The organism is Streptomyces sp. NPDC088745 (assembly GCF_044751045.1).
Classification (GTDB): Bacteria; Actinomycetota; Actinomycetes; order Streptomycetales; family Streptomycetaceae; genus Streptomyces; species Streptomyces cremeus.
In genome coordinates, this window is the sequence record NZ_JBIVLB010000023.1 from 1 (window position 1) to 23,556 (window position 23,556).

The following is a 23,556-nucleotide window of genomic DNA, read 5'->3' on the forward strand; positions in this document are numbered from 1 at the left end:
TGCGCGGCCGCACCACGCGCATGCACCACACGCTCGGGGATGCGCTCGTGGTCGAAGTGGGTGATCTTCTCCCGCAGGTGGTGGTCCTGGAGCAGCACCGGGCCCCGCTCGCCCGCCTTCAGGGAGTGATCGGTGTCGTAGAGCCGGGCGCCCTGCGCGGTCGTCAGGTACGCCTCACGCTGCGCCACCACCTCCTGGTCGACCCCGGTCGCCTCACCCGTCGGGCTGACCGTCGCGGGACCCCGCTGGTCCGGCTTCGGCGGCAACGGCCCACGCACCTGCGTCGGCTCCTCCACCGGCACCGGCACCGGCGCCGGACGACCCGGAACGTCGGGACCGCCGCCCGTTCCGGGCCGCAGCGCGTCGACGATCTTCTCTGCGGTTTCCTTCACCGGATTGCCACGCGAGTGCTCATGGGGGCGGGACTCTTCCACTGCGATTCCTCCGGTCGTCTGGCTCCAGGTCCGGCGGCGGGGCGGAACCGGAATCCGGAACCGCCGCTCCCGGCCGCCGTGCGTGTCGCAGAGCCGAGTGCCCCGGGAGCGATACATAAACCGGATAGGCCGGTACGAAACCTCGGCCGCCCGGCGCCGCCACCGCCCTGCCACACCCACCGACCTGCATGAAAGCGCCCGGCCAGGGCATCCGGTCCCCCTGGATCGGGAGGGAACCATGACCATCACGGAGCAGTCGGCGGAGCGCGCCCGGGAGGACGCCCGGGACGCCCGGACCCCCCAGGCGGACGCCCGGGACACTCAGCCGGACGCGGCACGGTGCGGGTGCCGGCACCCTGCGGGACCGCAGCCCGCACAGCCGGCCGCGGCAGCCGGACCCGCCGAAGCCGCCGAACCGCCCGAGTCCGCCCGTGAACGCGTCAACCGGCGCTGGCACGAGATCCTCCAGGAGACCCGGGTGGCGCAGACCGGGGTGCAGATCCTGTTCGGGTTCCTGCTCAGCGTCGCGTTCACCCCGCTCTTCCGGGAGCTGGACACCTTCGACCGGGTCGTCTACGTCCTGACCGTGGTCCTGGGGGCGTCCGCCACCGGTTCCCTGATCGCGCCCGTGTCGATCCACCGCTTCCTGTCCGGCCAGCGTATGAAGGACGAAGTCGTCGAGGCGGCGGCCCGGTTGATGATCCTGGGCATGGTGCTGCTGGCTCTCACCATCGGCTGCACGCTCCTGCTGATACTGCGGCTCGTGGTTCCCGGCGTGCTCGCCGAGATCCTGGTCGGCGCGGTGATGCTCTGGTTCGGCTTCTGCTGGTTCGTGCTGCCGGTCCGGCTGCGCCGCAAGGCCGCCCGCCGCGTCCTGCGGGCCGAGAAGGCCCACCGTACGGAGGAAACCGGATGACCACAGCTGATGAGAGCGGACCGACCGCACCCACCGGGAGCGGAACGGCGCCGCCCGCCGGGACGCGCTCCCGCGCCTGGCCGGCCTACGCCATGACCGCGGCGGCGGTCACCGCGTGCGCCGTCGTCGGCGCGCGGGCGGTGGACGCCGACAGCGGCTGGTACCGGCGGCTCGACAAGCCGTCCTGGCAGCCGCCGTCCTGGACGTTCGGCGCGGTGTGGACGCCGCTGTACGCGTCGCTGGCCTGGGCGGGCGGCCGCGCCCTGCACCGGACGCAGGGTGCCGAACGCCGGCGCACCGCGCTGAGCCTGGGTGCCAACCTGATGCTGAACGCGGCCTGGAACCAGCTCTTCTTCCGCCGCCGCAGCCCCCGGGCCGGTCTGCTGGGCACGCTCGCCCTGGACCTGAGCAACGTGGAGCTGATCCGCCGCACCGCCCGCACGGACCCGGCCGCCGCCCGCGCCCTGCTGCCGTACGCGGCCTGGTGCGGTTTCGCGACCGCCCTGAACGCCTCGCTGGCCCGGCGCAATCCCGCCGGGGCCCGCCGGAATTCCGCCACGGACTGACCCGGACGCAGCAACCGCCGCGTTCCCCTCCGAGATCACGGGGTACTTCCACTCCCATGCCCATCGACTTCACCGGCCCCACCCTTCCCCCGGCCCGGGGGCCGCTCTCCGAAACCGTCCTCGGCCTGCTCCGGGGGGCGCCCCGGGCGCTCCCCCCGGTCGAGGAGGCCGACCCGTACGGCGACGACCTGCAACTCGCCCTCTACCTCTGCTACGAGCTCCACTACCGCGGGTTCGCGGGCGTCGACAGCGCCCTGGAGTGGGACCCGGACCTGCTGCGCCTGCGCGCCCTGCTGGAGGACCGCTTCCTGACGGCGCTGCGCACGGACGCGACCCGCGTCCGCGGCGTCGACGAGGCGGTCGGGGAACTCCTCGTCGAGCCCGTCAACGGCACCGGCGTCTCCCACCGCCTCCGCGAGAAGGGCGAGTTGTGGCAGCTGCGGGAGTACGCGGCGCAGCGCTCGCTCTACCACCTCAAGGAGGCCGACCCGCACGCCTGGGTGCTGCCCCGGCTGTGGGGGCGGGCGAAGGCGGGCATGGCGGCGGTGGAGTTCGACGAGTTCGGCGGCGGACGCGGTGAGCGCGTGCACGCCAAGCTGTTCGCCGACCTGATGGCCGACCTCGGTCTGAACACCGAGTACGGCCACTACCTGGACGCCGGGTGCGCGCAGGTGCTCGCCACCGTCAACCTGATGTCCCTCTTCGGCCTGCACCGGGCCCTGCGGGGTGCGCTCGTCGGGCACTTCGCCGCCGTGGAGATCACCTCTTCGCCGGGCTCGCGCCGCCTCGCGGAGGCCATGGCGCGCACGGGGGCGGGACCCGCGGCCGAGCACTTCTACTCCGAGCACGTGGAGGCGGACGCGGTGCACGAGCAGGTGGTGCGGCACGACGTGATCGCGGGGCTGCTGGAGGAGGAGCCGCACCTCGCGCCGGACGTCGTCTTCGGGATCGACGCGACCGGGTTCCTGGAGGACCGGCTCGGGGAGCACCTGCTGGCGTGCTGGGAAGCGGGCAGGTCGTCGCTCCGGGTGCCGCTGGAAGAGGCGCGCGGATGAGGCGGGCCGGGGAGATCGGGGGAGCCGGGGAGATCGGGGGAGCCGGGGGAATCGGGGAAACCACGGCAACCGGGAAAACCAGAAACAGAGGACCGCGCGTGAAGCTGCTCGCGCTGCCCGGGGTGTACGCCCCGCAGGCGGACACCGCCCTGCTGGCCGCCGCGCTGCGCCGGGAGGCCCTGCCGGCCGGGGCGCGGGTGCTCGACGTGTGCACCGGGACGGGCGCGTTGGCGCTGGCCGCGGCGCGGCTGGGGGCCGAGGTCACCGCCGTGGACGTGTCGCGGCGGGCGGCGTTCAATGCCCGGCTGAACGCCCGCCTGGCCGGGCTGCCGGTGCGGGTGCTGCGGGGCGACCTGCTGGCTCCGGCCGCCGACCGCACGTACGACCTGATCCTGAACAATCCGCCCTACGTTCCCGCGCCCCGGCCCGGGCTGCCCGCCCGCGGCAGGGCGCGGGCGTGGGACGCGGGCCTGGACGGGCGGCTGATCCTGGACCGCATGTGCCGGGAGGCTCCGACGCTGCTGAGGCCCGGCGGGGTGCTGCTGGTGGTGCAGAGCGCGCTCAGCGCCCCGGAGCGGACGCTCGGGATGCTGCGCGACGCCGGGCTGAAGGCGGCCACGGTGGAGCGGTCGTTCATCGGCTTCGGGCCCGTGCTGCGCGGCCGACGCGGGTACTTGACGGCCCAGGGGCTGGTCGGCCCCACGGACAACGAGGAAGAGCTGGTGGTCATCCGTGCCGAACGAACGCCCTGAGCCGAGCGGTGCCTCCTGCGGTACGGAGTCCTGCGCGGCCCGTGTCGCCGTCCAGCGGGTGGGCCCGTTGATGGTGGACGGGCCGGTGGAGGTCACCCTGGAGGACGGCAGCACGGTGCGCTCGGACCGCTTCCGGGTGGCGCTGTGCGTGTGCCACCGCAGCCGCCGCTATCCGTGGTGCGACACGAGCCACCGGCAGCGGACCCGGGAGTGAGCCCTGCCGCCGTTCCCCCGCGTCAGGCGGTGAGGAGTTCGAGCGTGTCGATGACGCGGTTCGAGAAGCCCCACTCGTTGTCGTACCAGGCGACCACCTTGACGTGCCGGCCGTCGACGCGGGTGAGGGCCGAGTCGAAGACGGACGAGGCGGGGTTGCCGGTGATGTCGGAGGAGACGAGCGGGTCCTCGGAGTACTCGAGCACCCCCGCCAACGGCCCCTGTGCGGCGGCGCGGTAGGCCTCCAGCACGTCGTCCCGCGTCACCTCGCGCGCCACCGTCGTATTCAGCTCCACGATCGAGCCGACCGGCACGGGCACGCGGATGGAGTCCCCCGACAGCTTCCCGTCGAGGTTCGGCAGCACCAGGCCGATCGCCTTGGCGGCGCCGGTCGTGGTCGGCACGATGTTGACGCCGGCGGCGCGGGCGCGGCGGGCGTCGCGGTGCGGGCCGTCCTGGAGGTTCTGCTCCTGGGTGTAGGCGTGCACGGTGGTCATGAACCCGTGCTCGATACCGGCGAGCCGGTCCAGTACGGAGGCGAGCGGCGCGAGCGCGTTGGTGGTGCAGGACGCGCTGGAGACGACCGTGTGGCGGGCGGGATCGTACGCGTCGGTGTTGACGCCGAACGCGAGCGTGACGTCCGCCCCCTCGGAGGGCGCGCTGACCAGCACCTTCTTGGCTCCGGCTGCGAGGTGGGCGCGGGCGGCCCCGGCGGAGGTGAACCGTCCGGTGGACTCCAGGACGACGTCCACACCGAGTTCGGCCCAGGGCAGCCGGGCCGGCTCGCGCTCGGCCAGCACCCTGATGCGCCGGCCGTCGACGACGAGGGTGTCGCCCTCGACGGTCACGGGCCGCCCGAGCCGCCCGGAGGTGCTGTCGAAGGCGAGCAGGCGGGCGAGGGCGGCGGGCTCGGTGAGGTCGTTGACGGCGACGATCTCCAGCGCGCTCTCCCGCTCCAGCAGGGCGCGCAGCACGTTGCGTCCGATGCGGCCGAATCCGTTGACGGCGATGCGGGTCATGGGTGAAGCCCCTTCTGGTCGCGGTTCTTTCGCCATCAGGTTCGCGCGCGACGCGCGGGGCGGACAGTGGCGCGGGCGCCATGGTTCGCGAGGATCCCGCCAGGGGTTCAGGTGCCGTGGGTGAAGGTGCGGCGGTACTCGCTCGGGGTGGTGCCGAGGATGCGCTGGAAGTGGAGGCGGAGGTTGGCTCCGGTGCCGAGGCCGGTGTCGGCGGCGATCTGCTCGACGGCGAGCTGGGAGCGTTCCAGCAGTTCGCGGGCGAGGTCGACGCGGGCGCGCAGCACCCACTGCATGGGGGTGCAGCCGGTCTCCTCGACGAAGCGGCGGGAGAAGGTGCGGGCCGAGACGCCCGCCCGCCGGGCGAGCGCGTCGAGGGTGAGGGGCTCGCCGAGATGGCGCAGCGCCCACTCCCGGGTGGCGGCGAACCGCTCGCCCAGCGGCTCCGGAACACCGCGCGGTACGTACTGGGCCTGGCCGCCGCTGCGATAGGGGGCGGCGACCAGGCGCCGGGCGGCGTGGTGGGAGGCGGCGACGCCGAGGTCGCCGCGCAGGACGTGCAGGCAGAGGTCGATGCCGGAGGCGGCGCCCGCCGACGTCAGCACGCTGCCCTCGTCCACGAACAGCACGTTCGGGTCGACCCGCACGAGGGGGTGCCGGGCCGCGAGGGCGCGGGTGTAGTGCCAGTGGGTGGTGGCGCGCCTGCCGTCCAGGAGGCCGGTGGCGGCGAGGGCGAAGGCGCCGGTGGAGATGGCGGCCAGCCGGGCCCCCCGCCCGTGGGCGGCGACCAGCGCGTCGACGACGTTCCCCGGCGGGTCCGCCCGGTCCGGCTGCCGGTACCCGGGAACGAAGACGAGATCGGCCCAGTCGAGCGCCTCCAGCCCGTGCGCGACGTGGTACGCGAGCCCGTCCCCGCCGGCTACGAGCCCCGGCGCGGCCCCGCAGACGCGCACCTCGTACGGCATGCTGGCACGGGTGGTGAAGACCTGGGCCGGAATGCCGACGTCGAGGGGCTTGGCCCCTTCGAGCACGAGGACGGCGACACGGTGCAGCACGGTCCGAGGGTACGGGGGCACGGGCGGGCCGCCGCCGAGGGGGGCGCGGCGCCCCGCCGCACGGGAATCCGCCGCCGCCCCTGCGGGGCGAAGGCGAACTCGGCGTACGGCGAGGCGGCGCCGTACGCGTAGTGGCACCCCGGCACCAGGTCGCGGAACACCCCGCGGGAAGCGGTCACCCGGTCGCTCCCCCCGCACACGCGGCGGGGCGTGGCACTCCCGTGGCCGGCGCCGGAGCAGATCCCTCCCCCCGCCGACACACGGCGAACCGGGCGCGCCTTAGCGGTACTTGTCCCGCCCGCCCCAGGTGTGCCCGTGTGACGCAGTCCTCGGACACACCCGGGGCGGCCGCGGCCCGGCGGGGACCGGGGGCGGGGTGGGGTTACCGTCAGCAGCATGACCGACAACGACAAGACCCTGCGTTCCGTCACCATCGAGCGCTCCGGCCCCGGCCGCTTCACCGTCACCAACGCGCGCGGCGGCAGCCTCAGCTTCGGCACCGGCGGGGACGCGGACTTCACACCCGTCGAGCTCTTCCTCGCCGCGCTCGGCGGCTGCACGGCCGTCGACGTGGAGTCCGCCACCGGGCGGCACACGGAGGCGACCGTCTTCTCCGTGGAGACCAGCGGCCACAAGGTCGCCGACGAGAGCGGCAACAGCATGCGGGACCTCCGGGTGGCCTTCGAGGTGGCGTTCCCGGAGGGGCCCGAGGGCGACCGCGCGCGGACGATCCTGCCCCGGGCGGTGAAGAGCTCGCACGACCGGCTCTGCACGGTCAGCCGCACCGTGGAGGCGGGCACCCCGGTCCGTACGAGCGTGAACGAGGACGGGGACGAAGGCGGGAACGCCTGAGGGCTGCCGCACGGGCGAGCCGACTTCCTTGCGCCTGGACCGACCTGACGTGCCGTCAGCCAGCGGTACGGTCCGTGGAGCGTTCCACCGATGCCCTCGCGGAGGCCGCGATGACCTCTGGACGTATCGCGGGACTTTCTTCCTGAATGTGACGTAAAGCACGGGTAATGGGCTGTACGCACTTTCCCAAAGGGGCGGGAGGGCGCAAGGAATTCGGCTCGGGACCTTTGGCTCAGGGCCTTCTTGCGGCGAATGCGCGCTTCGTTCCGGCCGGTGCACGATGAATTCCGGAAAGACCGTGCCGGGGAAAAGGCCCCGGCCGTGCAAGGAGGTTCCGCTCATGCGCAAGGCATTCACCGCTTCGGCCATCACCGTCGTCACGGCTGCGGCACTCGCCGTGCCCGTGGCCGCGTTCGCCGACGCTCCGGCCCCGTCGCCCGCGCCGGCCGTCACGGTGTCCTCGTCGCCGGACGACAGCCGGTCGGGCCGGCAGCAGGACGGGGACCAGAACGCCGTCCAGGCCGACAAGGCGCAGGTGACCCTCCGGCTCTCCTCCCCCCGGGACCGTGCCGGATTCCGCGCCGGGGAGAGCGTCACCATCACGGCGACCACCTCCGCCAACGCCTCCCGCGGCGTCACCGTGTCCTCCCCCGCCTTCGGCACCGCCCACCTCGCCGCGACCGACGCCTCGGGCACGTCCTGGTCCGGCACCGCCGTCGTCTCCCGGGACGCCGGCACAGGCACCCTCCCCGTGAAGTCCGTCGCGGACTTCGGCGACACGGGCGCGCAGACCTCCGCCCGCATCCTGGTGAACACGGTCGCGGCCCCCGCCCCCCGCCGGGCCTCCCTGAGCCTGTCGACGGACGGGGCCGGGCCGGGCGACCGGGTCCGCGTCACCATCGACAGCGGCGACCTGAAGGGCTCCGCCCGCGTCCGGTCCGGTGCCTTCGGCGGCACGGTGAACCTCACCCGCGACGCGGACTCCTCCCTCTGGCACGGCACGGCCACCGTCGCCGCGAACGCCAAGCCCGGCTACGACCGGGTGGACGGGTACGTCGGCGACCGGAAGATCGACTCGGTGAAGTTCGGCATCGCCGACGCCCCGCACCCGCGCACGACCCCGAACAAGCACCACGCCGTGGCCCCCGTGGACCACCGTGCCGGGACGCCCGTGCAGCACCACGCCGGGGCTCCCGTGCAGCGCCACGCCGTGGCCCCCGTGCACCGCTCCGCCGGAACGTCCGCCCGGGTCGAGGACCGCGCGGTCCCCCGGGGCGCCGTCAACGCGGGCGCCACGATCGCCCCCGCCCCGGGCGCCGACACGGGCCTCGTCGCGGGCGCGGCCGGCCTCTCCGCCGTCGTCCTGCTCGGCGGTACGGTCCTGTGGCGCCGGCGCGGCACCCAGAGCTGAGACCGGACCGGGCCCACGACCGCCGGAGCCGGCCGTCCGCAGTCGAGCGGGACCGTCGCGCACCGCGGCCGCCGAAAAAGGCCCTGCGCCGAGTCCCCCTGTACGTCGAGGCGTTCAGGGGGTACGAAGCGCAGGGCCTCCGGCGGCCTGGGTCAGTTGCCCACGTCCTTGTTGAACTTGTCCGCGCACGCGTCCTTCTCGCTCTGCGTGTCCGCCTGCTGCACACAGTCGTTGAGGTTCTTGAACTCCTCCGAGTTGAGGAGCGAGGCGCCGACCGCGATGATCACGCCGGAGGCGATGATGCCCAGGCCGCCGAGCACGGCGCCGATGATGGCCATCACGCCGTTCGGGGCGCGCCCGCCGCGTGCCTTCCGGGCGGCGATGATGCCGAAGATCACCGCGAGCAGACCCAGCAGGATTCCGCCGATGAGGGTGATGGAGGCGAAGAGGGACAGGATGCCGAGGACCAGGGCGGCGATGGCCAGCCCGTTCTTCTGCTGAGCCGGGGCGCCGTGGTGCGGCTGGCCGTAATCGTTGTTCTGCGGGGGGTGGTTGGGATAGGACATGCCGTCACTCGCTTCTGTTGTCAGGGAACATTTGTTATGTATGGCAACATTCCAGCAGAAAAGGGGCCTCCAAGGAAACCCGCCCGCCTTCGGCTCGCCTTCAGGACCGCACGTCTACCCCCGACGAGTACGGATAGACGCGAGCCGGCCCGTGGATTCCCCGGCGGGGGTCCCGCTTCGGGAGGAATCAGCGGGACAGGGCCAGGAGTTCGTCGAGTGCCGCCGGCGGGCCGCCGTGCGTGAGGTGGGCGACGGCCGCCATGGGTGCCACCACCCGGCTCCAGGCGTACAGCCGTTCACCGTCCAGGCCGCAGGCACTCGCCACCCGTCGGCAGCGGGCCTCGACGCCCTCGTCACCCGCCCCGGCGACCACGTAGTCGACGGCGTCGAAACAGGGGTCGCCCACACAGGCCTTGGGGTCGATCGCGACCAGGCCGCGCGAGGGGCCGCCGTCGAGCGCGTTGCCGAGGTGCAGGTCGCCGTGGAGCAGCACGGGCTCCTCCTGGCTGTCCAGCAGGGTTTCGCAGCGCCGTATCGCCCGCCGCCACGCGGTCCGGCCGACGCGGGCGCCGATCAGCGGCTCGGACAGCCGGCGTCCGATCCGGGCGAAGGACTCCTCGAACCGGCCCCGCAGGTCCAGCGGCCAGTGCGCGGGCGGCGCGACGGCGTGCAGATCGGCGAGCAACGCGGCCCACAGATCCGGGAGTTGATCCTGCGGCAGGTGTGCGGCCTCGGTGCCGGGCCGGACCTCCTCCAGCACCATGGCCCCGGCGGCGGCGTCGACGGCCAGGACGCCGGGCCACGCGGCCCGACGGGGCGAACAGGCGGAGCATGTCGGCCTGTCGGGTCAGCAGGGCGCGGTCCGGGCTGAGTTTGAGGACGGCGGGTGTTCCGTCGGTCCAGCGGCAGCGCAGCACGACCGAGGAGGCCCCGGCGGCGAACACCTCCCCCGGCACGAGTCCCCACCGCGAGGCCAGCCGGGCGGTCAGGGCCGGGACCGCGCCGGCCCAGCCCTCGGCCCCGGGGCCGTACCGCCCGACCAGGAGGGCGTCCACCTCGGCCATGTCCACGTTCGCGTCCGGTCGCATCCCGGCAGCTTGCACCGGTGGGGGCCGTCCGTCACCTGCTTTACCAGCGGTGGGCACAGGGGGCACGGGCGCGCGAAAGGGCGGGCCCCCGGGTGGTTGCCGGGGACCCGCCCTGCCCGTGGAAGGGGCGTACGCCGGGGGTCAGCGCGTGAAGGTGTCCTTGGCCTTCTCCTTGGCCTCCCGGGCCTCGCCCCGTGCCTCCAGAGCGGCGCCCTTGGCGGCCGTGGTGTCCTGGCCGGCCGCGTGGGCGGTCTTCTTGACGGCCTTGCCGACGACCTGTTCGGCCTTGGCCTTGGCCTTCTCTCCAGCGCTCATGATGTGGTCCTTCCTTCGTCGTTCGAACAACCGCCTGCCCTTGGCGTCCGGCGGGAAACGGGGCCCCGGCCGAAAAGAATTCCCCGGGCGAGCCGGCTCGCGGTGCCCGCGGTCCGGGCGGACGAGCCGCCTTGGGCGGCGCCCGGTCCGGGCAGGATTACCCCGCAGACCCACCCCCTGGGAGTTCCGATGACCCGCGACCGGCACCGCCACCGCCTCACCCACACCACCCCGGAGGCCGCCGAACACCTCGAACAGGCCCTGGACGCCCTCCTCTTCTTCCGCCCGGAGGTCGTCGGCCACACCGCCGACGCCCTCCGGGCGTCGCCCCGCTCCCCCGTCGCCCACGCCCTGAGCGCCTACCTCGCGGCCCTCGGCACCGAGGAGAAGGACGCCGCCGCGGCCCGCGGCCCGTACGCCCGGTTCCGTGCCGCCCTGGACGCGTCCGCCCTCACCCCGCGCGAGCGCCTGCACCTCGCCGCCGCCGGAGCCTGCCTCGACGGGGACCTGCACGGCGCCGCCCGCGTCCTGGACGAGCTGTCGGTCGGCTGGCCGTGCGACGCCCTGGCCCTGCTGGCGGGCCACCAGCTCGACTTCCTCATCGGCGACGCGGGCCGCCTGCGCGACCGGATCGGCGGGGCGCTGAGCGCCTGGGACGAGGAGGACCCCCACTACGGGCCCCTGCGCGGCATGTACGCCTTCGGCCTGGAGGAGTCCGGCCACTACGAACAGGCCGAGGAGGCCGGCCTGGACGCCCTCGCCCGCAACCCGCGGGACGTCTGGGGCGTGCACGGCGTGGCCCACACCTTCGAGATGCGCGGCAGGTTCGCCGAGGGCATCGGCTTCCTCGACGCGCGCGCCGCCGACTGGACGACCGGCAACTTCCTGACCGTGCACAACTGGTGGCACTACGCCCTGTTCGCACTGGAGGCGGACGACACCGCCCGCGTCCTGGACGTCTACGACAGCTCCGTCCACCCGCCGGACGCCCCGCCCCTGGCCATGCAACTCCTGGACGCCTCGGCCCTGTTGTGGCGCCTGCTGCTCGCGGGGCACGACGTGTCGGCCCGCTGGGAGCGCCTCGCGGGGGGCTGGGCGGGACGTGCGGACGGCCCGCACTACGCCTTCAACGACATGCACGTCGTGATGGCGTACGTGGGCGCGGGCCGCGTCGGCGACGCCGAGCGGCTGGTCGCCGACCGCCGCCGCTGGCTCGCCACCGCCCCCTCGTCCTCCAACCGCGCCATGACCGCCGCCGTCGGCCTCCCCGTGTGCGAGGCGCTCGTCGCGTACGGGACGGGCCGCGACCAGCGGGCGATCGACCTGCTCCTCCCCCTGCGCCACCGCCTGGCCTCCTTCGGCGGCAGCCACGCCCAGCGGGACGCCGTCCACAAGACCCTGCTGGAGGCGGCCCTGCGGGCCGGCCGCCACGACCTGGCCCGCACCCTGCTCAGCGAACGCATCGCGCTGCGTCCGTCCAGCCCGTACAACTGGCTCGCCCAGGCCCGCCTCGCCGACCGGCTCGGCCACCACGCGCAGGCGGCGACCGCCCGGCACCGGGCGCGGACGGGCTCCCGGGGCGTGCCGGGATGCTGAGCGACGAGGTCACCGAGGTCCTGCTCGCCGCCGTGGGCGCTCCCCGGCGGGCCGAGCTCCTGGACAGCAGCCCGCGTTCGCGCGTGTGGCGGGTGCGGCTGGCCGGCCGGCGGCTCGTGGTCGTCAAGCAGATCACCGACGGCGGGGACCCGGGCGCGGACGCGGACACGCGGTTCGCCCGGGAGGCCGCCGGGCTGCGCCTCGCGGGGCGGGCCGCCGCGCCCGCCGTGGCCCCGGCGGTGCTCGCGACGGACCCGGCCGCGCGCGTGCTGGTGCTGGAGCACGTGGCGGACCTCGGCAGGACCGACGACTGGCTGCCGGGGTACGCCGAGGCGCTGGCCCGGCTGCACGCCCTGACCGCTCCCGCCGACGCGGGCGCGCTCCCGGCCTGGTCGGGGCCCACGGCCACCGACGCGGAGTCCTTCCTCGCGCTGGCCAGGGCGCTCGACGTGCCGGTGCCGGACGCGGCGCCCGAGCAGCTCGCCGGTCTCCTGGACCGGCTGGACCCCGCTCCGTACCACGCGCTGCTGCACGGCGACCCCTGCCCCGGCAACGATCTGCGCACCGCCGACGGGGTCCGCTTCGTGGACTTCGAGCGGGCCGCGCTCGGCAACGGCCTGACCGAGCTCGCCTACTTCCGCATCGGGTTCCCCACCTGCTGGTGCGCCCTGTCGGTCACCGGGGCCCCGCTCGCGGAGGCGGAGGACGTCTACCGGTCCACCTGGCGCGACCGCACCGGGAAGGACGTGCCGGGGGACCTCGCCGACGCGTGCGCGGGCTGGCTGATCCAGGGCGACGCGCTCGTCGAGCGGGCTCAGCGCGGGACCGCCGACCAGCTCGCCCGGGTACCGGTCCAGGACTTCACCTGGGGCTGCGTCTCCGCGCGTGAGCGGCTCGTGCACCGGCTGGGCGCGGTCGCCGCCATGACCCGCGACCACGACCGCCTGCACGCCGTCGGCCGGCTCGGCTCCGCCCTGGCCGACCGGCTGCTGGAACTCCGGCCGCGCCCGCGTCCGCTTCCCGCCTGGGACGCCCGCCCCTGGTGAGGCGACGCGGTGTGCTCGCGGCGGCCCCGCCCGGCGGCGACGGCTCAGCCGTTCTCCCGTCCCGGCAGCGGCGCGCCGTCCAGGAAGGCGCGGTAGGCGTCGGCGGCGTCCGGTTCGATCCGCGTGGTGCGGGGGCCGTAGCGGGTGTCGGTGCGGTCGCGCTTCGGGCCGGACACCCAGAACTCCTCGCCGCTGACCGTGTCGTAGAAGTTCGCGCCGGACCCGCCTGCGGCCCGGCGCAGTGTCCTCCCGTGGAAGGAGGCCGTGCGCCAGGTCGTGGAGAAGTCGGCCCACCCGATCCAGGAGGGCCCGCGGTCGGTGTCGTGACCCGTCTTCAGCTGTACGAACACGATCCGTCGAGGCATACGGCCAGGGTCGCAGGGGCCGCGGCACCGCGCATCCGGATATCCGCGCGCCTCCCGGGCGGAGCCCTCCCGCGCCTCCCGCATGTCACGGCGGCCCCCGGCGCCCCGGTGGGTTAGAACTTGCCCTACCAATACGGACATTCGGGACGGTGTGGCAGTGCGGCACAACACGGAGGACAGCGGCGGCGGGCCCGGGCGGCGGGCGGTACTGGGGCTGGGCGCGGCAGCGCTCGCCGCCCTGCCGGGGACGGTGGCGCGCGCGGCGGCACGCGACGCACCGCCGCATCACCGGCAGGCGCTGGACGTGGCGGCCGAGAACGCCCTGCCGGGCGCGGCGGACTGGCGGATCACCCGGGCGGGGCCCGCGCGTGCCGTGGAGGGCTTCGCCGAGCGGGTCAGCGTGCTCGCGGGCGAGCCGCTGGGGCTGCGGGTCTCGACGACGGCGGCGGCGTACACCGTGTCCGCGTACCGGATGGGCTGGTACGGGGGACGGCGGGCCCGGCTCGTCCACCGCTCGGGGCCGCTGCCCGGCCTGCGCCAGCCCGCCGCGGCCATGGACGCCGCGACCCGCATGGCCCGCGCCCCCTGGCGGCGGACCGCCGAGCTCGACACCTCGGGCTGGCCCGAGGGCAGTTACCTGCTGCGCCTGGACACCACGGACGGACGGGCCCAGCGCTTCGTGCCCGTGACGGTCCGTTCGCCGGACGCGGCCGGCCGTACCGTGCTGGTGAGCGCGGTGGCGACCTGGCAGGCGTACAACCGGTGGGGCGGCGCGGACCTCTACCGGGGGAAGAGCGGCACGGCGGCGTCACGGGCGCTGCAGGTGTCCTTCGACCGCCCGTACGCGAACGCGCGGGGGGCCGGCCAGTTCCTCGTCTACGAGGCTCCGCTCGTCGCCCTCGCCGAGGAGCTGGGCCTGCCCCTGGCGTACACGACGGGCGTCGACCTGGCCCGCGACCCGCACGCCCTCGACGGGGCGGCGGCGGTGGTCTCGCTCGGCCACGACGAGTACTGGAGCCCCGAGCAGCGCCTGCACGTCACCCGCGCCCGCGACTCCGGGACCAACCTCGCCGTGCTCGGGGCGAACTGCTGCTACCGGCGGACCCGCTTCGAGGGCTCGCCGGTCGGCCCCGACCGGGTGGCCGTCTGCTACAAGGAGGACTACGCGCGGGACCCCGGCTTCCGGCGCGGCCTCCCCGCCACGAACGACTTCCGGCGCCTCCCGGACCCCGATCCGGAGAGCACGCTGCTCGGGGTGATCTACGCGGGTTATCCGGTGGACGCCCCGTACGTGGTGACCCGCCCGGAGCACTGGCTGCTGGCAGGCACGGGGGCCCGGGCGGGCGACGCGTTCCCGCACCTCGTCGGGGTGGAGTTCGACCGGGTGAACCTGGCCCATCCGACCCCGCGGCCGCTGGAGATCCTGTCCCGCTCCCCCGTGGTGTGCAAGGGCCGCCCCTCGTACGCGGACACCGCCTATCTGACGCTGCCCGGCGGGGCGGCCGTCTTCGCGACCGGCACCATGCGCTGGGTCGAGGCCCTGGACGCCACCGGCCCCGCCGGCGGCCGCGCCAACCACGGCCTGGACGCCCGCGCCGGACATTTCACCCGCACGGTCACCGCCAACGTCCTGCGCGCCTTCGCCCGGGGCCCGGCGGGGCGGGACCGGCCCGCCGAGGACAACGTGGCCGACCCGGTCCCGGGCGGCCCGACCCCGTAGCGGGGCGGCGCGGGCGCGGTGAACGCGCGAACCGCGGGCACATGAACCCGTACGAGGTCGAGGAGCAGGAGGCACGGGTCATGACGACGGCGATGACACCGCGGCAGGGCGGCGGCGGGGGCACGAGCGGGCTGTACGACGTACTGGAACTGATCCTGGACCGGGGGGTGGTGATCGACGCGTTCATCCGGGTGTCGCTGGTCGGCATCGAGATCCTGAAGATCGACATCCGGATCGTCGTGGCCAGTGTGGACACTTATCTGCGGTTCGCCGAGGCCTGCAACCGCCTCGATCTGGAGACCGGCGCCAAGAAGCCCGCGGGGCTGACCGAGCTCCTGGGTGGCACGTCCGGGTCGGGCGGCGGCAAGGGCACGTCCGGACCGCGCAGCGCGAAGGAGGGGGCCATGACGGGGGTCGCCAAGGGGTTCTCCGAGGTCCTCGGGCAGGTCCGGGAGAACCTGGAGAACGCCAACCCCCGCCGCTGAGGCGGATTCCGCTCCCGGCGGGTTGACGCTGCGTGGTCGGTTCGTCGCACGGTGCGGTCGCGAATGTTGGATGATGTCCCCCAGCGGTTCCGGATCCGCGTCTTCCGGGTTCCGGACCTTCGGTCAAGAAGCACGCAGGGAGGGGCAGTTCGTGGCGCAGGCCCATGTGGAGAGCGAGCGGGTGGCGGGACGGTCGTGGACCGTACGCCTGGATGCCGTGGGGCGCGACGTGGCGGCGGTGAAGGTGGCCTGCAGCCGTCCGGCCTGTGCGCCGCGGCAGTTGCCCTCGGCGGCCGAGGGGCGCGCCTACGCGAACGCGCACCTCACCGCGCACCTGCGGGCGGCGGGCGGCCCGCGCGCCCGGGCGGCCTGCGCGTGCCGCGCCGAGGGGTGCCAGGCGCACGCCGAGACCGGGCGGAACGCACTGGCTCCGCAGTGCGGCGGGGCGGTGGTGCTGGCGGTGGCGGTGGATCCGATGGGGCGCTGGTGGCGGGCCTGGGAGTGCTGCGCGCGGTGCGCGGCGGCGCATCCGACGGCGCGGGTGGTGGCGTCGGCCCAGGAACAGGCGCAGGGGCCGGGCCGGCAGCGGACGCGGGGACCGGGCGAGGCGCAGGCCGCCGCGCCCGGTGGCGCGGCGCCGATCGCGGGCGGGGTGGGCGCGCCGCTGTTCTCCGCCGCGGGGGCGTCCGTGCCGGGGGCGGGGCCGGCTCCGGGCGCGGGCCCCGGTGGGCCCGCGTACCGGGCGACCGCGCCGCGGCCGCGGCGGCCCCGGCGGCAGGGGAAGATCGCGCAGCGGCTGGTGCCGCACGACCTGCGGCCGGTGACCCTGCGGGACGAACTCATCGAGCTGGGCGACGCGTTCCGCGCCTACCAGAAGTCCGGCGAGCCCGACCTCGCCGCCCTGGCCGGGCTGCACGAGCGCAAGGCGCTCGCCTTCGTCGCCTGGGCGGACAGCACGGGCGACGGGAGCCTGCGCGCCGAGGCGCGGCGCGCGGAGCAGGCCGCGGCCACCGCCCGCACCCAGCACGCGCACCGCACCGGCGAGGGCCTCTCGGACGGCGTCGAGCGCCTGCTGAGCAGCCCGAACCACTGGACCCACGCACGGACGGTGCTCGCCCACGTACGGGACCACGCGCCGGTGCCGGGCCCGGAGGCCCGCCTGCTGACGCTGCTGCTCACCCTGCGCTCGGCCCGCACCGGCCACGGCAACGTCACCGGCCAGGACGTGACCGGCTGGCCGCTGGGCGACCCCGCGCGGGCCCTCCAGGACCTCGTCGACGCCGGGTGGATGCGGCTGCCCTCCACCGTGGAGGACTTGCTGACGTCCGCGCCGGAGAACCCCACCGGCATCCTGGTGCCGTCGCTGGTGCCCGCCGAGGGCGCGGCCGGGCCGTTCGGCTTCGGCAAGCTGGCGCGTACGAAGCTGTCCGGCTGGGCGCAGAAGGGCGTCGGCGACCGCAAGCTCCGCAAGAAGAAGACCCCGGCGGCGACGCGGCTGCTCGCGCTGGCCTGCGCGGCGCACAGCACCGCCGACGGGGGCCTGGGGGCGGATGGGGAGGGGCTGGAGGCGGCGGAGCTCGCGTCGCTGTGCGGCGTGGACGCCGGGCAACTGGGCGAGTTCCTGGACCAGTTGACCGCGTACGACTGGCTGGCGGAGGCGTCCCTGACCGAGGACCGGGTCCTGGGCCGGCTGTCCGAGCGGGTGCTCCCGTTCGGCTGCCCGCTGCTCCGGGAGGACGACGGGCTGTAGCCGCCGCCTCGTTCCACGTCGGCCGGAATACCTGACCAAGGATGTCGTACATGGGTTGAGAGGGTCATGACCGCGACGTCGACGGACGTACGCACTCCCGTGTTCCCCGTGGGGGCTTCCGCACGCCGGATGTCCGCACGCGTCGAAATGGAGCCGTCATGGCAATCGAGCGCACCCCCGTCAACCCGGTGGACTGGTCCCTGGAGCTGGGCTTCCACCAGGGCGAACTCGTCTCCGGCGAGACCCGCACCCTGTACGTGTCCGGGCAGACCGCGATGGACGCCGACGGCAGACCGCAGCACGAGGGCGACGTCGCGGCGCAGCTCGCCCTGAGCGTCGACAACCTGGAGGCGGTGCTCGCCGAGGCGGGCATGACCCTCGCGCATCTGGTCCGGCTGAACGTCTACAGCACCGACATCGACCGGCTCTTCCCGCACTACGGCGCGCTGGCGGGGCGGCTCGGGGCCGCCGGGGCGGCCCCGACGACCACGATGCTGGAGGTACGCCGACTGGCGGTCCCCGGGCAGGTGGTGGAGCTGGAGGGCACGGCCGTCGCGTAGCGCACGCCCCCCGTCAGCCACGGCTTTCCCGTCAGCCACGGCCCTCGCGTCGTCCACGGCCGTCCCGTTCAGCCACAGCCGCCCCTCGGGGACGGAACTCGTCCGCGGGTTGTCCCCGAACATCGGCGGAATTGTCCGTAATCCGTAACGGACGGATCCCTTAGCCGCCGCGCCTCGTCCTGCCCAGTGATCGCACGGCACGGACGAGGAACAGCGCGGACAAGGGGCGGACATGGGACGACACGACAGTGGACGGGGCTGGTACGGCAAGGCCGTCGGGGCGGCGCTCGGCGTGGCCCTGCTGGCGGGCGGCGCCTCGGTGTGGACGGCACAGGCCGGCACCGGGGCGCCGCCCGCGGCGAAGGCGCCGGCCACCGCCGCTCCCCGCACCCCCGCCCGGCCGGTCGACGCGAGCATCGCGCACGCCTCCGACGCGGGCCCGCGCGGCCTCAACCTCACCATCGACGACGGCCCCGACCCCACCTGGACCCCGCAGGTCCTGGAGCTGCTGCGCAAGCACCGGGTGAAGGCCACGTTCTGCATGGTCGGACCGCAGGCGAAGGCGTACCCCGACCTCGTGAAGAAGGTCGTGGCGGCCGGGCACCGGCTGTGCGACCACTCGGTGTCGCACGACACGGCCATGGACAAGAAGTCCCCGGCGTACCAGAAGCAGCAGATCCTCGACGCGGAACGCATGATCACCGAGGCGTCCGGCGGCGTGCGGCCGATGTACTACCGGGCGCCGGGCGGGGCGTTCACCCCGTACAGCCGGGGGCTGGCGGCCGACCGGGGCATGCGTCCCCTCGGCTGGAACGTGGACAGCAAGGACTTCCAGCGGCCGGGTGCGGCCACGATGGTGGAGACCGTCGGGCGCGAACTCCGCAACGGCCCGACGATCCTCTTCCACGACGCGGGCGGCGACCGTACCCAGACCGTCGCGGCACTGCGCAGGCTGCTGCCCCAACTCCTCTCCCAGGGTTACGAGTTCGGCTTCCCGGTCCGATGAGGCGGGTGCTCGCGCGCGCATGACCGAACGGTAGGTTGCCCGGCATGAACACACCGGACCCCTGGCTCCCCGAGCCCCTGCGGACCGAACGCCTGGTGCTCCGCGCGCCGCAGGCGCGGGACCGCGGAGCCTTCGTCGACCTGTTCTCCTCCCCGGAGGTGAACGCGTACGTCGGCGGCCCGCAGCCGCGCGAGGAGCTCGAACGCGCGATGCCCGAGGTGCCGGGCCGGCGCCCGGGCTGCTTCGTGGTCGAGCGCGACGGGGCGATGATCGGCCGACTCACCCTCCAACGGGACACGGGGCTCCTCCCGCAGGCCGCCGGGAGGACCGAACTCGGCTATCTATTCCTGCCGCGGGCGTGGGGACACGGGTACGCCGCCGAGGCGTGCCGGGCCGCACTCGACCGGTTCACCGCGGCGCACCCCGGCGAACCGGTGGTACTCGCCACCCAAACCGCCAACGTCCCCTCGATGCGCCTCGCCCGGAAACTGGGCTTCGTCGAGGCGGAACGGTTCGAGGCGTGGGGCGCCGAGCAGTGGTTCGGCGTCCGCCCCGCCCCCACGCCGCGCTGAGCCCCGGCCGCCGCCGGGGGCCCGGTGCGGGCGGATGTCCGTACCCGGGAACTTCCTTGCCCACCGCGCCCGTTCAGCCTCACATGACGAACGCGGTGTGGCAGGTGGCCGTTCTCGCCGGGCTCGCCGCGGCGATCTTCCTGGCGGACCGTGCCCTGCTCTGGATGGAGGGCCGGGGCTGGGTCCACTGGCGCAGGCGCAGGGGCCTGTCCGCGATGGGCGCGGACCTGCTGCGGGACCTGTCCCCCGCCGCGCAGACGCAGCGGCGCGAGCTGGAGCAGGAGCGCGTCCGCAAGAACGTGCGTCCGGCGGAGGAGCCGCCGTTCCAGGTGGACCTGGACGCGAAGGTGGTCCGCATCCGCGCCCGAGGGCCCGAGCGGCCACGGCGCTGAGGAGCAGTCGTCCGCCCGCGTCAGGGCGGCGTGAGGCGTGCCCGGTCGCTCTGCCCGTCGGAGAGGAAGGCGGCCAGGCGCTGCCCCTCCTCGGTCAGCGCGGTGCGGTCGGTGCGGGAGAGCCGGGTGAGCGGGGTGACCGTCACCGTGCCGTCCGCGTCCGTGATCCACGTCGCGGCGACCCGCCCGTCGACCAGGGCGACCCGGGTGCCCGCCACCGAGAGCCCCCGGTGGGCGTCGTCGATGATCCGGCTGCGGTCGTGGTAGCCGAGGACGGCGTTGTCGAACGCGGGCAGGAACCGTACCGGGGCCGGGGTGTCCGGGTCGGGGCGGGGCGCGTCGGGCAGGTCGAGGAGTTCGCGGCCGCGTTCGTCCCGGAAGGCGACGAGCTCGCCGCGTACGGCGGCCACCGCCGCCGGCAGTCCCGCGACACCGCACCAGGCCCGCAGGTCCGCGGAGGCCGCGGGTCCGTACGCGGCGAGGTAGCGGCGTACCAGCGTCTGCCCGACCGGGTCGTCGGCAGTGGCCGGCAGCGGGTCCGGGGCGCGGCCCAGCCAGAGGGAGAGCGGGAGGTTGCGGACGCCGGCCCGGGTGCGCCAGAGGCCGCGCGGGGGCAGTTGGGCCATCGGGACCAGGGCGGAGACCAGCAGCTCGCCCAGGGGGCGCACACCCGGTTCGGGCCAGCGGTCGACGAGGGCGCGGGAGAGTTCGGCCAGGGTGCGGGGCCGGCCGTCGGCCATGACCTCGCGGCCCGCCGCGGCGAGCTCCGCGAGGTCGATCCCGGCGAGCTCCCGGCGGTAGGCGGCGAGCACCTTCTGCTGGAGCATCGCGTCGTGGCGGGAGCGCCAGGCGAGGGCGTCGTCGGCGGTGACGAGGTGGACGGTGCGCCGCATCAGATGCGTACGGACGACCTGACGTTCCGTCAGCAGGCCGTCCAGTCGCGCGGGTCGGAACCCTTCGAGCCGTGACCAGAGCCCGATGAAGGGTTCCTGCGGCTCCTGGGCCTGGAGGCCGCCGAGGTGCTGCACGGCGTCCAGGGGCGACAGGTCGGAACGGCCGAGGAGGAGCTGGCGGGCGAGGGTCGCGCGGTTGAGCGCCCGGGCGTCGAGGAGGGCGGCGGTCATCGGGGCGGACTCCGTTCCTGACGGCGGAGGGCGGCTCCGCGCAGGATATCCGGGGCCGGGCCGGCCCGCCCCCTCAGGTGACGATCGCGAAGACCCACAGATGCGGGTCCGGGCCCGTCAGGATCACGTAGTGGACGATGGCGGCGGACGTCGTGATCACCCGCACCGTGTCGTCGAGCTCGTACTTGTCGGCCTGCGGCCACGACCACGGGTCGCCGCACGCCCGCAGCACGGCCGCGTGGATCTCCTCCTTGACCGGGGCCGGCAGGTCCCTGACGGTCCGTCCGACGTGCGCGGCAAACCGCGCCGGGATCGCCCTCACGTGCCGAAGTCCTCTGCTCATGTCCGTCGTTCCGGGTGCGGTGCGTCTCGTCGCGCCTCACCCTACGCGTGCCCCGGGACGCACGGCGCGGGGCCGGCGGGGCCGCCCGGCCGCTCCGCGCGGCTACTCCTGCGGGGCCGTGACGACACGGCCGTTCTCGTCGAGGGTGTGGGTCTGCCAGTACGTGTCCCACTCGTCGCCCACCCGCTCCGGCACCTTGCCCTCCGGGAAGCGGGCGTAGCCCTTCGGGGGTTCCTCGCCCTCGGGGGCGCAGGCCCGGCCGGTGGAGCCCACCGCCAGGACCGGGTACTCGTCGCCGCCGCAGCTGGCGTCCTGCGCCGAGCAGCCGGAGAGGGCGAGGACCGCCGCGGCGGAAGCCGTGACGAGGACGGCGCGGGCGGTACGGGAGTACCTGGCGTGGCGGAGGTGCACGGTGGGCTCCTTGCGGGTCGGCGACGGAGGTAAGCCTGACCCGTTCGCGGGGTGTCAACCCTCTCGCCCGCTCTCCCGTACGGCGCTCGTCGGCACGGGCGGGGACGACGGCGGGGGCGTTCACCGTAAGGGGTGATCAATTGGCCCTCCCCCAGAGGAAGTTCGGGCCCGGTCCGGCGCCGTGGGGAATACTGCGCAGCATGGACACGGCCGTACAGCAACAGCCCACGCACGAGGAATGGCTGGCCTCCATGGTCCGCACGACCTCCGCCGCCTCCGTGGTCTTCCACGACCCCGACCTGCGCCTGCTGCTCCTGCACGCCACGTACGAGGACGTCTGGCAGTTCCCCGGCGGAACGGTCGAGCACGGGCAGGACCCGTGGGAGGCGGCGGTCCGCGAGGTGGACGAGGAGACCGCGCACCAGCTCACCTGCGGCCCCGCCCTGCTGGGCGTCGACTGGTGCCGCCCGCGGGGCCTGGCCCCGTACGCGCAGTTCCTCTTCCGCGGCCCCGCGATCACCCGCGCCTCGTTCACCCCGGTGCTGTCCCCGGAGCACGACGACTGGGGCCTGCGCACGGTGGAGGAGTGGGAACCCCTGGTCGGCCCGCGGCAGACGGCGCGCCTCGCACTCGTACGGGAGGCGCTGCGCACCGGCGGAAGCCTGTACTTGCAGGACGGCGGCCCGGTGCCGTCCTGAGCGCGGTTACCGTGGCCGCGTGATCATTTCGACGTATGCCCTGCCCGGAGGGGTCGACCTGCGCCTCGCCGCCCTCGAGGACGCCGAGGCGCTCGCCGCGGCCGTGCGGGAGAACCGGGAGCACCTGAGCCCCTGGGAACCCCGTTGGCCGGAGAGCTACTTCACCGCCGAGGGCCAGGCGGCCCGGCTGCGGGACCGGCTCGCGCAGCACGAGGAGGGGAGGCTCGTACCGTGGCTGATGGTGCGGGAGGGGCGGGTGGTGGGTGCGGTGACGCTGTCGGGGATCGTGCGGGGGCCGTTCTGCAGCGCTTCCCTCGGGTACTGGGTGGCCGCCGGGCACCTGGGGCGGGGCCTGGCGAGCGCGGCGGTGCGGCACGTGTGCGAGACGGCGGGCGAGGCGCTCGGGCTGCACCGGGTCGAGGCGTCGACGGTGGTGCGCAACGTGCGGTCCCAGCGGGTGCTGGAGAAGTGCGGATTCGACCGGATCGGCACCGCGCCGCGCTACCTGCACATCGACGGGAGGTGGCAGGACAGCCATCTCTTCCAGCGCGTCCTGCACGACGAGCCGCCGGTGATGTAGGAGCCGTACGGTGAAAGGCTTCTGACGGTACGTCAGTACTGGTCGCCGTCCGCCACCGCCACCAGCAGCACGCGCGTGTCCGGGCTGGTGGCGCGCCAGCGGTGGCGCACGCCGCCCGCGAGGTACAGGGTGTCGCCGCGTTCCAGGACGAGGGTGCGGCCCTCGGCGTGGACCTCGGCGGTGCCGTCCGCGACGTACATCAACTCGTCGTTCTCGTGCAGGAATTCGCGGTCGGCCTGCTGCGGCCCGGTGAATTCGAGGGCGTGCAGCCGGCGGTTCCCGCGCACCAGGGGGCGCACTCCCGCGTTCCGGGCGAGGCCGGGATCGTCCTGGGCGCGGACGACGTGGAGCGGCGCGCGCGCGTCGTCGGCGGCGGCCATGAGCTGAACGGCGGTGCTCCGGAGGCCGTCGGCGATGCGTTGCAGGGAACGCATGCTGGGGCGGGCGCGCTCGTTCTCGACCTGGCTGAGGAAGGGCACGGAGAGGCCGCTGCGGTCGGCGAGGGCGGCCAGGGTCAGGTCCAGGGCGCGCCGCCGCCGGCGGACGGCCCCGCCGAGCCCACTGTGCGGCCCGCCGCCACGGCCCGGCGCGTCCGTCCCCGGCACACCCGCGTCCGGCTCCTCCCCCGCGCCCGTACCGCCCACATCCACGCTCCGTCCTGCCACGCCC

General features: G+C 74.8%; 29 protein-coding genes. 18 read left to right on the forward strand and 11 right to left on the reverse strand.

The annotated features are described in order from the left end of the window. Positions 1 to 392: catalase (locus ACIP93_RS35485; protein ID WP_401766132.1), on the reverse strand; the 392-nt coding region annotated here is incomplete at its 3' end. A 280-nt stretch (positions 393 to 672) separates the two neighbouring features. Between ACIP93_RS35485 and ACIP93_RS35490 the strand changes: the two genes are divergently transcribed. From ACIP93_RS35490 to ACIP93_RS35510, 5 genes are all read left to right on the forward strand, one after another. Continuing rightward, positions 673 to 1,350: a DUF6328 family protein gene (locus tag ACIP93_RS35490; RefSeq protein WP_401766135.1), complete on the forward strand. Its 678-nt coding sequence runs from the start codon at positions 673 to 675 to the stop codon at positions 1,348 to 1,350. Continuing rightward, positions 1,347 to 1,916: a TspO/MBR family protein gene (locus ACIP93_RS35495; protein WP_401766138.1), complete on the forward strand. Its 570-nt coding sequence runs from the start codon at positions 1,347 to 1,349 to the stop codon at positions 1,914 to 1,916. Before ACIP93_RS35490 ends, ACIP93_RS35495 begins: the two co-directional genes overlap by 4 nt. A 56-nt stretch (positions 1,917 to 1,972) precedes the next feature. Then, positions 1,973 to 2,971 carry an iron-containing redox enzyme family protein gene (locus ACIP93_RS35500; RefSeq protein ID WP_401766141.1) on the forward strand — a complete coding sequence of 333 codons (999 nt, stop codon included), beginning with the start codon at positions 1,973 to 1,975 and terminating at the stop codon, positions 2,969 to 2,971. Between the two features lie 98 nt (positions 2,972 to 3,069). Further along, the gene (locus ACIP93_RS35505; protein ID WP_401766144.1) at positions 3,070 to 3,723 is read left to right on the forward strand and encodes a HemK2/MTQ2 family protein methyltransferase; all 654 of its coding nucleotides are present in this window, start codon (positions 3,070 to 3,072) and stop codon (positions 3,721 to 3,723) included. Beyond that, positions 3,704 to 3,937, forward strand: coding sequence for a CDGSH iron-sulfur domain-containing protein (locus ACIP93_RS35510; RefSeq protein WP_345227425.1), 234 nt, complete (start codon positions 3,704 to 3,706; stop codon positions 3,935 to 3,937). The genes ACIP93_RS35505 and ACIP93_RS35510 overlap by 20 nt, the downstream gene beginning before the upstream one ends. 22 nt (positions 3,938 to 3,959) lie before the next feature. Here ACIP93_RS35510 and gap read toward each other — a convergent pair whose 3' ends face one another. Together gap and ACIP93_RS35520 are read right to left on the reverse strand one after the other, a co-directional pair. After that, positions 3,960 to 4,955, reverse strand: coding sequence for a type I glyceraldehyde-3-phosphate dehydrogenase (gap, locus tag ACIP93_RS35515; protein ID WP_401766147.1), 996 nt, complete (start codon positions 4,953 to 4,955; stop codon positions 3,960 to 3,962). A gap of 107 nt (positions 4,956 to 5,062) precedes the next feature. Further along, on the reverse strand, positions 5,063 to 6,028 hold the full coding sequence (locus ACIP93_RS35520) for a GlxA family transcriptional regulator (RefSeq protein ID WP_401766150.1): 966 nt from the start codon (positions 6,026 to 6,028) through the stop codon (positions 5,063 to 5,065). A gap of 375 nt (positions 6,029 to 6,403) precedes the next feature. On the opposite strand from ACIP93_RS35520, the gene ACIP93_RS35525 reads away from it, so the two are divergent. Continuing rightward, a complete protein-coding gene (locus ACIP93_RS35525; protein ID WP_401766153.1) occupies positions 6,404 to 6,859 on the forward strand; it encodes an OsmC family protein in 456 nt (151 codons plus the stop codon). A 340-nt stretch (positions 6,860 to 7,199) separates the two neighbouring features. After that, a complete protein-coding gene (locus tag ACIP93_RS35530; protein ID WP_401766156.1) occupies positions 7,200 to 8,270 on the forward strand; it encodes a hypothetical protein in 1,071 nt (356 codons plus the stop codon). A 152-nt stretch (positions 8,271 to 8,422) separates the two neighbouring features. On the opposite strand, the gene ACIP93_RS35535 is transcribed toward ACIP93_RS35530, so the two are convergent. The 3 genes from ACIP93_RS35535 to ACIP93_RS35545 form a co-directional block, all read right to left on the reverse strand. Then, entirely contained in the window at positions 8,423 to 8,836 is a 414-nt protein-coding gene (locus ACIP93_RS35535; protein ID WP_401766157.1) for a DUF4190 domain-containing protein, read from the reverse strand. A gap of 187 nt (positions 8,837 to 9,023) precedes the next feature. Continuing rightward, a complete protein-coding gene (locus ACIP93_RS35540; protein WP_401766160.1) occupies positions 9,024 to 9,599 on the reverse strand; it encodes an aminoglycoside phosphotransferase family protein in 576 nt (191 codons plus the stop codon). Between the two features lie 466 nt (positions 9,600 to 10,065). Further along, a complete protein-coding gene (locus ACIP93_RS35545) occupies positions 10,066 to 10,239 on the reverse strand; it encodes a hypothetical protein (protein WP_401766163.1) in 174 nt (57 codons plus the stop codon). 189 nt (positions 10,240 to 10,428) lie between these two features. On the opposite strand from ACIP93_RS35545, the gene ACIP93_RS35550 reads away from it, so the two are divergent. Beyond that, entirely contained in the window at positions 10,429 to 11,835 is a 1,407-nt protein-coding gene (locus ACIP93_RS35550) for a tetratricopeptide repeat protein (protein WP_401766165.1), read from the forward strand. Next, positions 11,829 to 12,881: an aminoglycoside phosphotransferase family protein gene (locus ACIP93_RS35555; protein ID WP_401766167.1), complete on the forward strand. Its 1,053-nt coding sequence runs from the start codon at positions 11,829 to 11,831 to the stop codon at positions 12,879 to 12,881. The genes ACIP93_RS35550 and ACIP93_RS35555 overlap by 7 nt, the downstream gene beginning before the upstream one ends. A gap of 44 nt (positions 12,882 to 12,925) precedes the next feature. Here ACIP93_RS35555 and ACIP93_RS35560 read toward each other — a convergent pair whose 3' ends face one another. After that, the gene (locus tag ACIP93_RS35560) at positions 12,926 to 13,246 is read right to left on the reverse strand and encodes a hypothetical protein (RefSeq protein ID WP_345227446.1); all 321 of its coding nucleotides are present in this window, start codon (positions 13,244 to 13,246) and stop codon (positions 12,926 to 12,928) included. A gap of 157 nt (positions 13,247 to 13,403) precedes the next feature. Here ACIP93_RS35560 and ACIP93_RS35565 point away from each other — a divergent pair, with 157 nt between their 5' ends. The 7 genes from ACIP93_RS35565 to ACIP93_RS35595 all read left to right on the forward strand — a co-directional run bounded on the left by ACIP93_RS35565 (position 13,404) and on the right by ACIP93_RS35595 (position 19,731). Then, a complete protein-coding gene (locus ACIP93_RS35565) occupies positions 13,404 to 14,966 on the forward strand; it encodes a N,N-dimethylformamidase beta subunit family domain-containing protein (RefSeq protein ID WP_401766169.1) in 1,563 nt (520 codons plus the stop codon). A gap of 80 nt (positions 14,967 to 15,046) precedes the next feature. After that, entirely contained in the window at positions 15,047 to 15,451 is a 405-nt protein-coding gene (gvpJ, locus tag ACIP93_RS35570; RefSeq protein WP_401766319.1) for a gas vesicle protein GvpJ, read from the forward strand. 151 nt (positions 15,452 to 15,602) lie between these two features. After that, positions 15,603 to 17,201 (forward strand): hypothetical protein, encoded by a 1,599-nt coding sequence (locus tag ACIP93_RS35575; RefSeq protein WP_401766170.1) that lies wholly within the window; start codon positions 15,603 to 15,605, stop codon positions 17,199 to 17,201. A 164-nt stretch (positions 17,202 to 17,365) separates the two neighbouring features. Continuing rightward, positions 17,366 to 17,761, forward strand: coding sequence for a RidA family protein (locus ACIP93_RS35580; RefSeq protein WP_345227984.1), 396 nt, complete (start codon positions 17,366 to 17,368; stop codon positions 17,759 to 17,761). 232 nt (positions 17,762 to 17,993) lie between these two features. Next, positions 17,994 to 18,767: a polysaccharide deacetylase family protein gene (locus tag ACIP93_RS35585; protein ID WP_401766172.1), complete on the forward strand. Its 774-nt coding sequence runs from the start codon at positions 17,994 to 17,996 to the stop codon at positions 18,765 to 18,767. 44 nt (positions 18,768 to 18,811) lie between these two features. Continuing rightward, complete coding sequence (locus ACIP93_RS35590) at positions 18,812 to 19,339, forward strand: GNAT family N-acetyltransferase (protein WP_401766175.1); 528 nt, start codon at positions 18,812 to 18,814, stop codon at positions 19,337 to 19,339. An 83-nt stretch (positions 19,340 to 19,422) separates the two neighbouring features. After that, positions 19,423 to 19,731 carry a hypothetical protein gene (locus tag ACIP93_RS35595; RefSeq protein WP_401766178.1) on the forward strand — a complete coding sequence of 103 codons (309 nt, stop codon included), beginning with the start codon at positions 19,423 to 19,425 and terminating at the stop codon, positions 19,729 to 19,731. 20 nt (positions 19,732 to 19,751) lie between these two features. On the opposite strand, the gene ACIP93_RS35600 is transcribed toward ACIP93_RS35595, so the two are convergent. From ACIP93_RS35600 to ACIP93_RS35610, 3 genes are all read right to left on the reverse strand, one after another. After that, positions 19,752 to 20,855, reverse strand: coding sequence for a winged helix DNA-binding domain-containing protein (locus ACIP93_RS35600; RefSeq protein WP_401766181.1), 1,104 nt, complete (start codon positions 20,853 to 20,855; stop codon positions 19,752 to 19,754). A 73-nt stretch (positions 20,856 to 20,928) separates the two neighbouring features. Then, the gene (locus ACIP93_RS35605) at positions 20,929 to 21,198 is read right to left on the reverse strand and encodes a hypothetical protein (RefSeq protein ID WP_380836853.1); all 270 of its coding nucleotides are present in this window, start codon (positions 21,196 to 21,198) and stop codon (positions 20,929 to 20,931) included. 102 nt (positions 21,199 to 21,300) lie between these two features. Next, positions 21,301 to 21,609 (reverse strand): SCO0607 family lipoprotein, encoded by a 309-nt coding sequence (locus tag ACIP93_RS35610; RefSeq protein WP_401766184.1) that lies wholly within the window; start codon positions 21,607 to 21,609, stop codon positions 21,301 to 21,303. 200 nt (positions 21,610 to 21,809) lie between these two features. Between ACIP93_RS35610 and ACIP93_RS35615 the strand changes: the two genes are divergently transcribed. Next, complete coding sequence (locus ACIP93_RS35615; protein ID WP_345227469.1) at positions 21,810 to 22,307, forward strand: NUDIX hydrolase; 498 nt, start codon at positions 21,810 to 21,812, stop codon at positions 22,305 to 22,307. A gap of 19 nt (positions 22,308 to 22,326) precedes the next feature. Next, entirely contained in the window at positions 22,327 to 22,887 is a 561-nt protein-coding gene (locus ACIP93_RS35620) for a GNAT family N-acetyltransferase (protein ID WP_401766187.1), read from the forward strand. Positions 22,888 to 22,919: 32 nt separating this feature from the next. Here the strand turns inward: ACIP93_RS35620 and ACIP93_RS35625 are convergent, their stop codons facing one another. Continuing rightward, positions 22,920 to 23,492 (reverse strand): cupin domain-containing protein, encoded by a 573-nt coding sequence (locus ACIP93_RS35625; RefSeq protein ID WP_345227474.1) that lies wholly within the window; start codon positions 23,490 to 23,492, stop codon positions 22,920 to 22,922. Positions 23,493 to 23,556 lie beyond the last annotated feature (64 nt).

What these genes read in the sequence shown, in the direction of transcription:
- ACIP93_RS35545 (WP_401766163.1), bottom strand. Translation starts at nt 10,239, where the DNA reads ATGAGCGCTGGAGAGAAGGCCAAGGCCAAGGCCGAACAGGTCGTCGGC.
- ACIP93_RS35530 (WP_401766156.1), top strand. Translation starts at nt 7,200, where the DNA reads ATGCGCAAGGCATTCACCGCTTCGGCCATCACCGTCGTCACGGCTGCG.
- ACIP93_RS35605 (WP_380836853.1), bottom strand. Translation starts at nt 21,198, where the DNA reads ATGAGCAGAGGACTTCGGCACGTGAGGGCGATCCCGGCGCGGTTTGCC.
- ACIP93_RS35550 (WP_401766165.1), top strand. Translation starts at nt 10,429, where the DNA reads ATGACCCGCGACCGGCACCGCCACCGCCTCACCCACACCACCCCGGAG.
- ACIP93_RS35535 (WP_401766157.1), bottom strand. Translation starts at nt 8,836, where the DNA reads ATGTCCTATCCCAACCACCCCCCGCAGAACAACGATTACGGCCAGCCG.
- ACIP93_RS35585 (WP_401766172.1), top strand. Translation starts at nt 17,994, where the DNA reads ATGGGACGACACGACAGTGGACGGGGCTGGTACGGCAAGGCCGTCGGG.
- ACIP93_RS35560 (WP_345227446.1), bottom strand. Translation starts at nt 13,246, where the DNA reads ATGCCTCGACGGATCGTGTTCGTACAGCTGAAGACGGGTCACGACACC.
- ACIP93_RS35500 (WP_401766141.1), top strand. Translation starts at nt 1,973, where the DNA reads ATGCCCATCGACTTCACCGGCCCCACCCTTCCCCCGGCCCGGGGGCCG.
- ACIP93_RS35595 (WP_401766178.1), top strand. Translation starts at nt 19,423, where the DNA reads ATGACGAACGCGGTGTGGCAGGTGGCCGTTCTCGCCGGGCTCGCCGCG.
- ACIP93_RS35525 (WP_401766153.1), top strand. Translation starts at nt 6,404, where the DNA reads ATGACCGACAACGACAAGACCCTGCGTTCCGTCACCATCGAGCGCTCC.
- ACIP93_RS35540 (WP_401766160.1), bottom strand. Translation starts at nt 9,599, where the DNA reads ATGGTGCTGGAGGAGGTCCGGCCCGGCACCGAGGCCGCACACCTGCCG.
- ACIP93_RS35555 (WP_401766167.1), top strand. Translation starts at nt 11,829, where the DNA reads ATGCTGAGCGACGAGGTCACCGAGGTCCTGCTCGCCGCCGTGGGCGCT.
- ACIP93_RS35590 (WP_401766175.1), top strand. Translation starts at nt 18,812, where the DNA reads ATGAACACACCGGACCCCTGGCTCCCCGAGCCCCTGCGGACCGAACGC.
- ACIP93_RS35495 (WP_401766138.1), top strand. Translation starts at nt 1,347, where the DNA reads ATGACCACAGCTGATGAGAGCGGACCGACCGCACCCACCGGGAGCGGA.
- ACIP93_RS35490 (WP_401766135.1), top strand. Translation starts at nt 673, where the DNA reads ATGACCATCACGGAGCAGTCGGCGGAGCGCGCCCGGGAGGACGCCCGG.
- ACIP93_RS35600 (WP_401766181.1), bottom strand. Translation starts at nt 20,855, where the DNA reads ATGACCGCCGCCCTCCTCGACGCCCGGGCGCTCAACCGCGCGACCCTC.
- ACIP93_RS35615 (WP_345227469.1), top strand. Translation starts at nt 21,810, where the DNA reads ATGGACACGGCCGTACAGCAACAGCCCACGCACGAGGAATGGCTGGCC.
- gap (WP_401766147.1), bottom strand. Translation starts at nt 4,955, where the DNA reads ATGACCCGCATCGCCGTCAACGGATTCGGCCGCATCGGACGCAACGTG.
- gvpJ (WP_401766319.1), top strand. Translation starts at nt 15,047, where the DNA reads ATGACGACGGCGATGACACCGCGGCAGGGCGGCGGCGGGGGCACGAGC.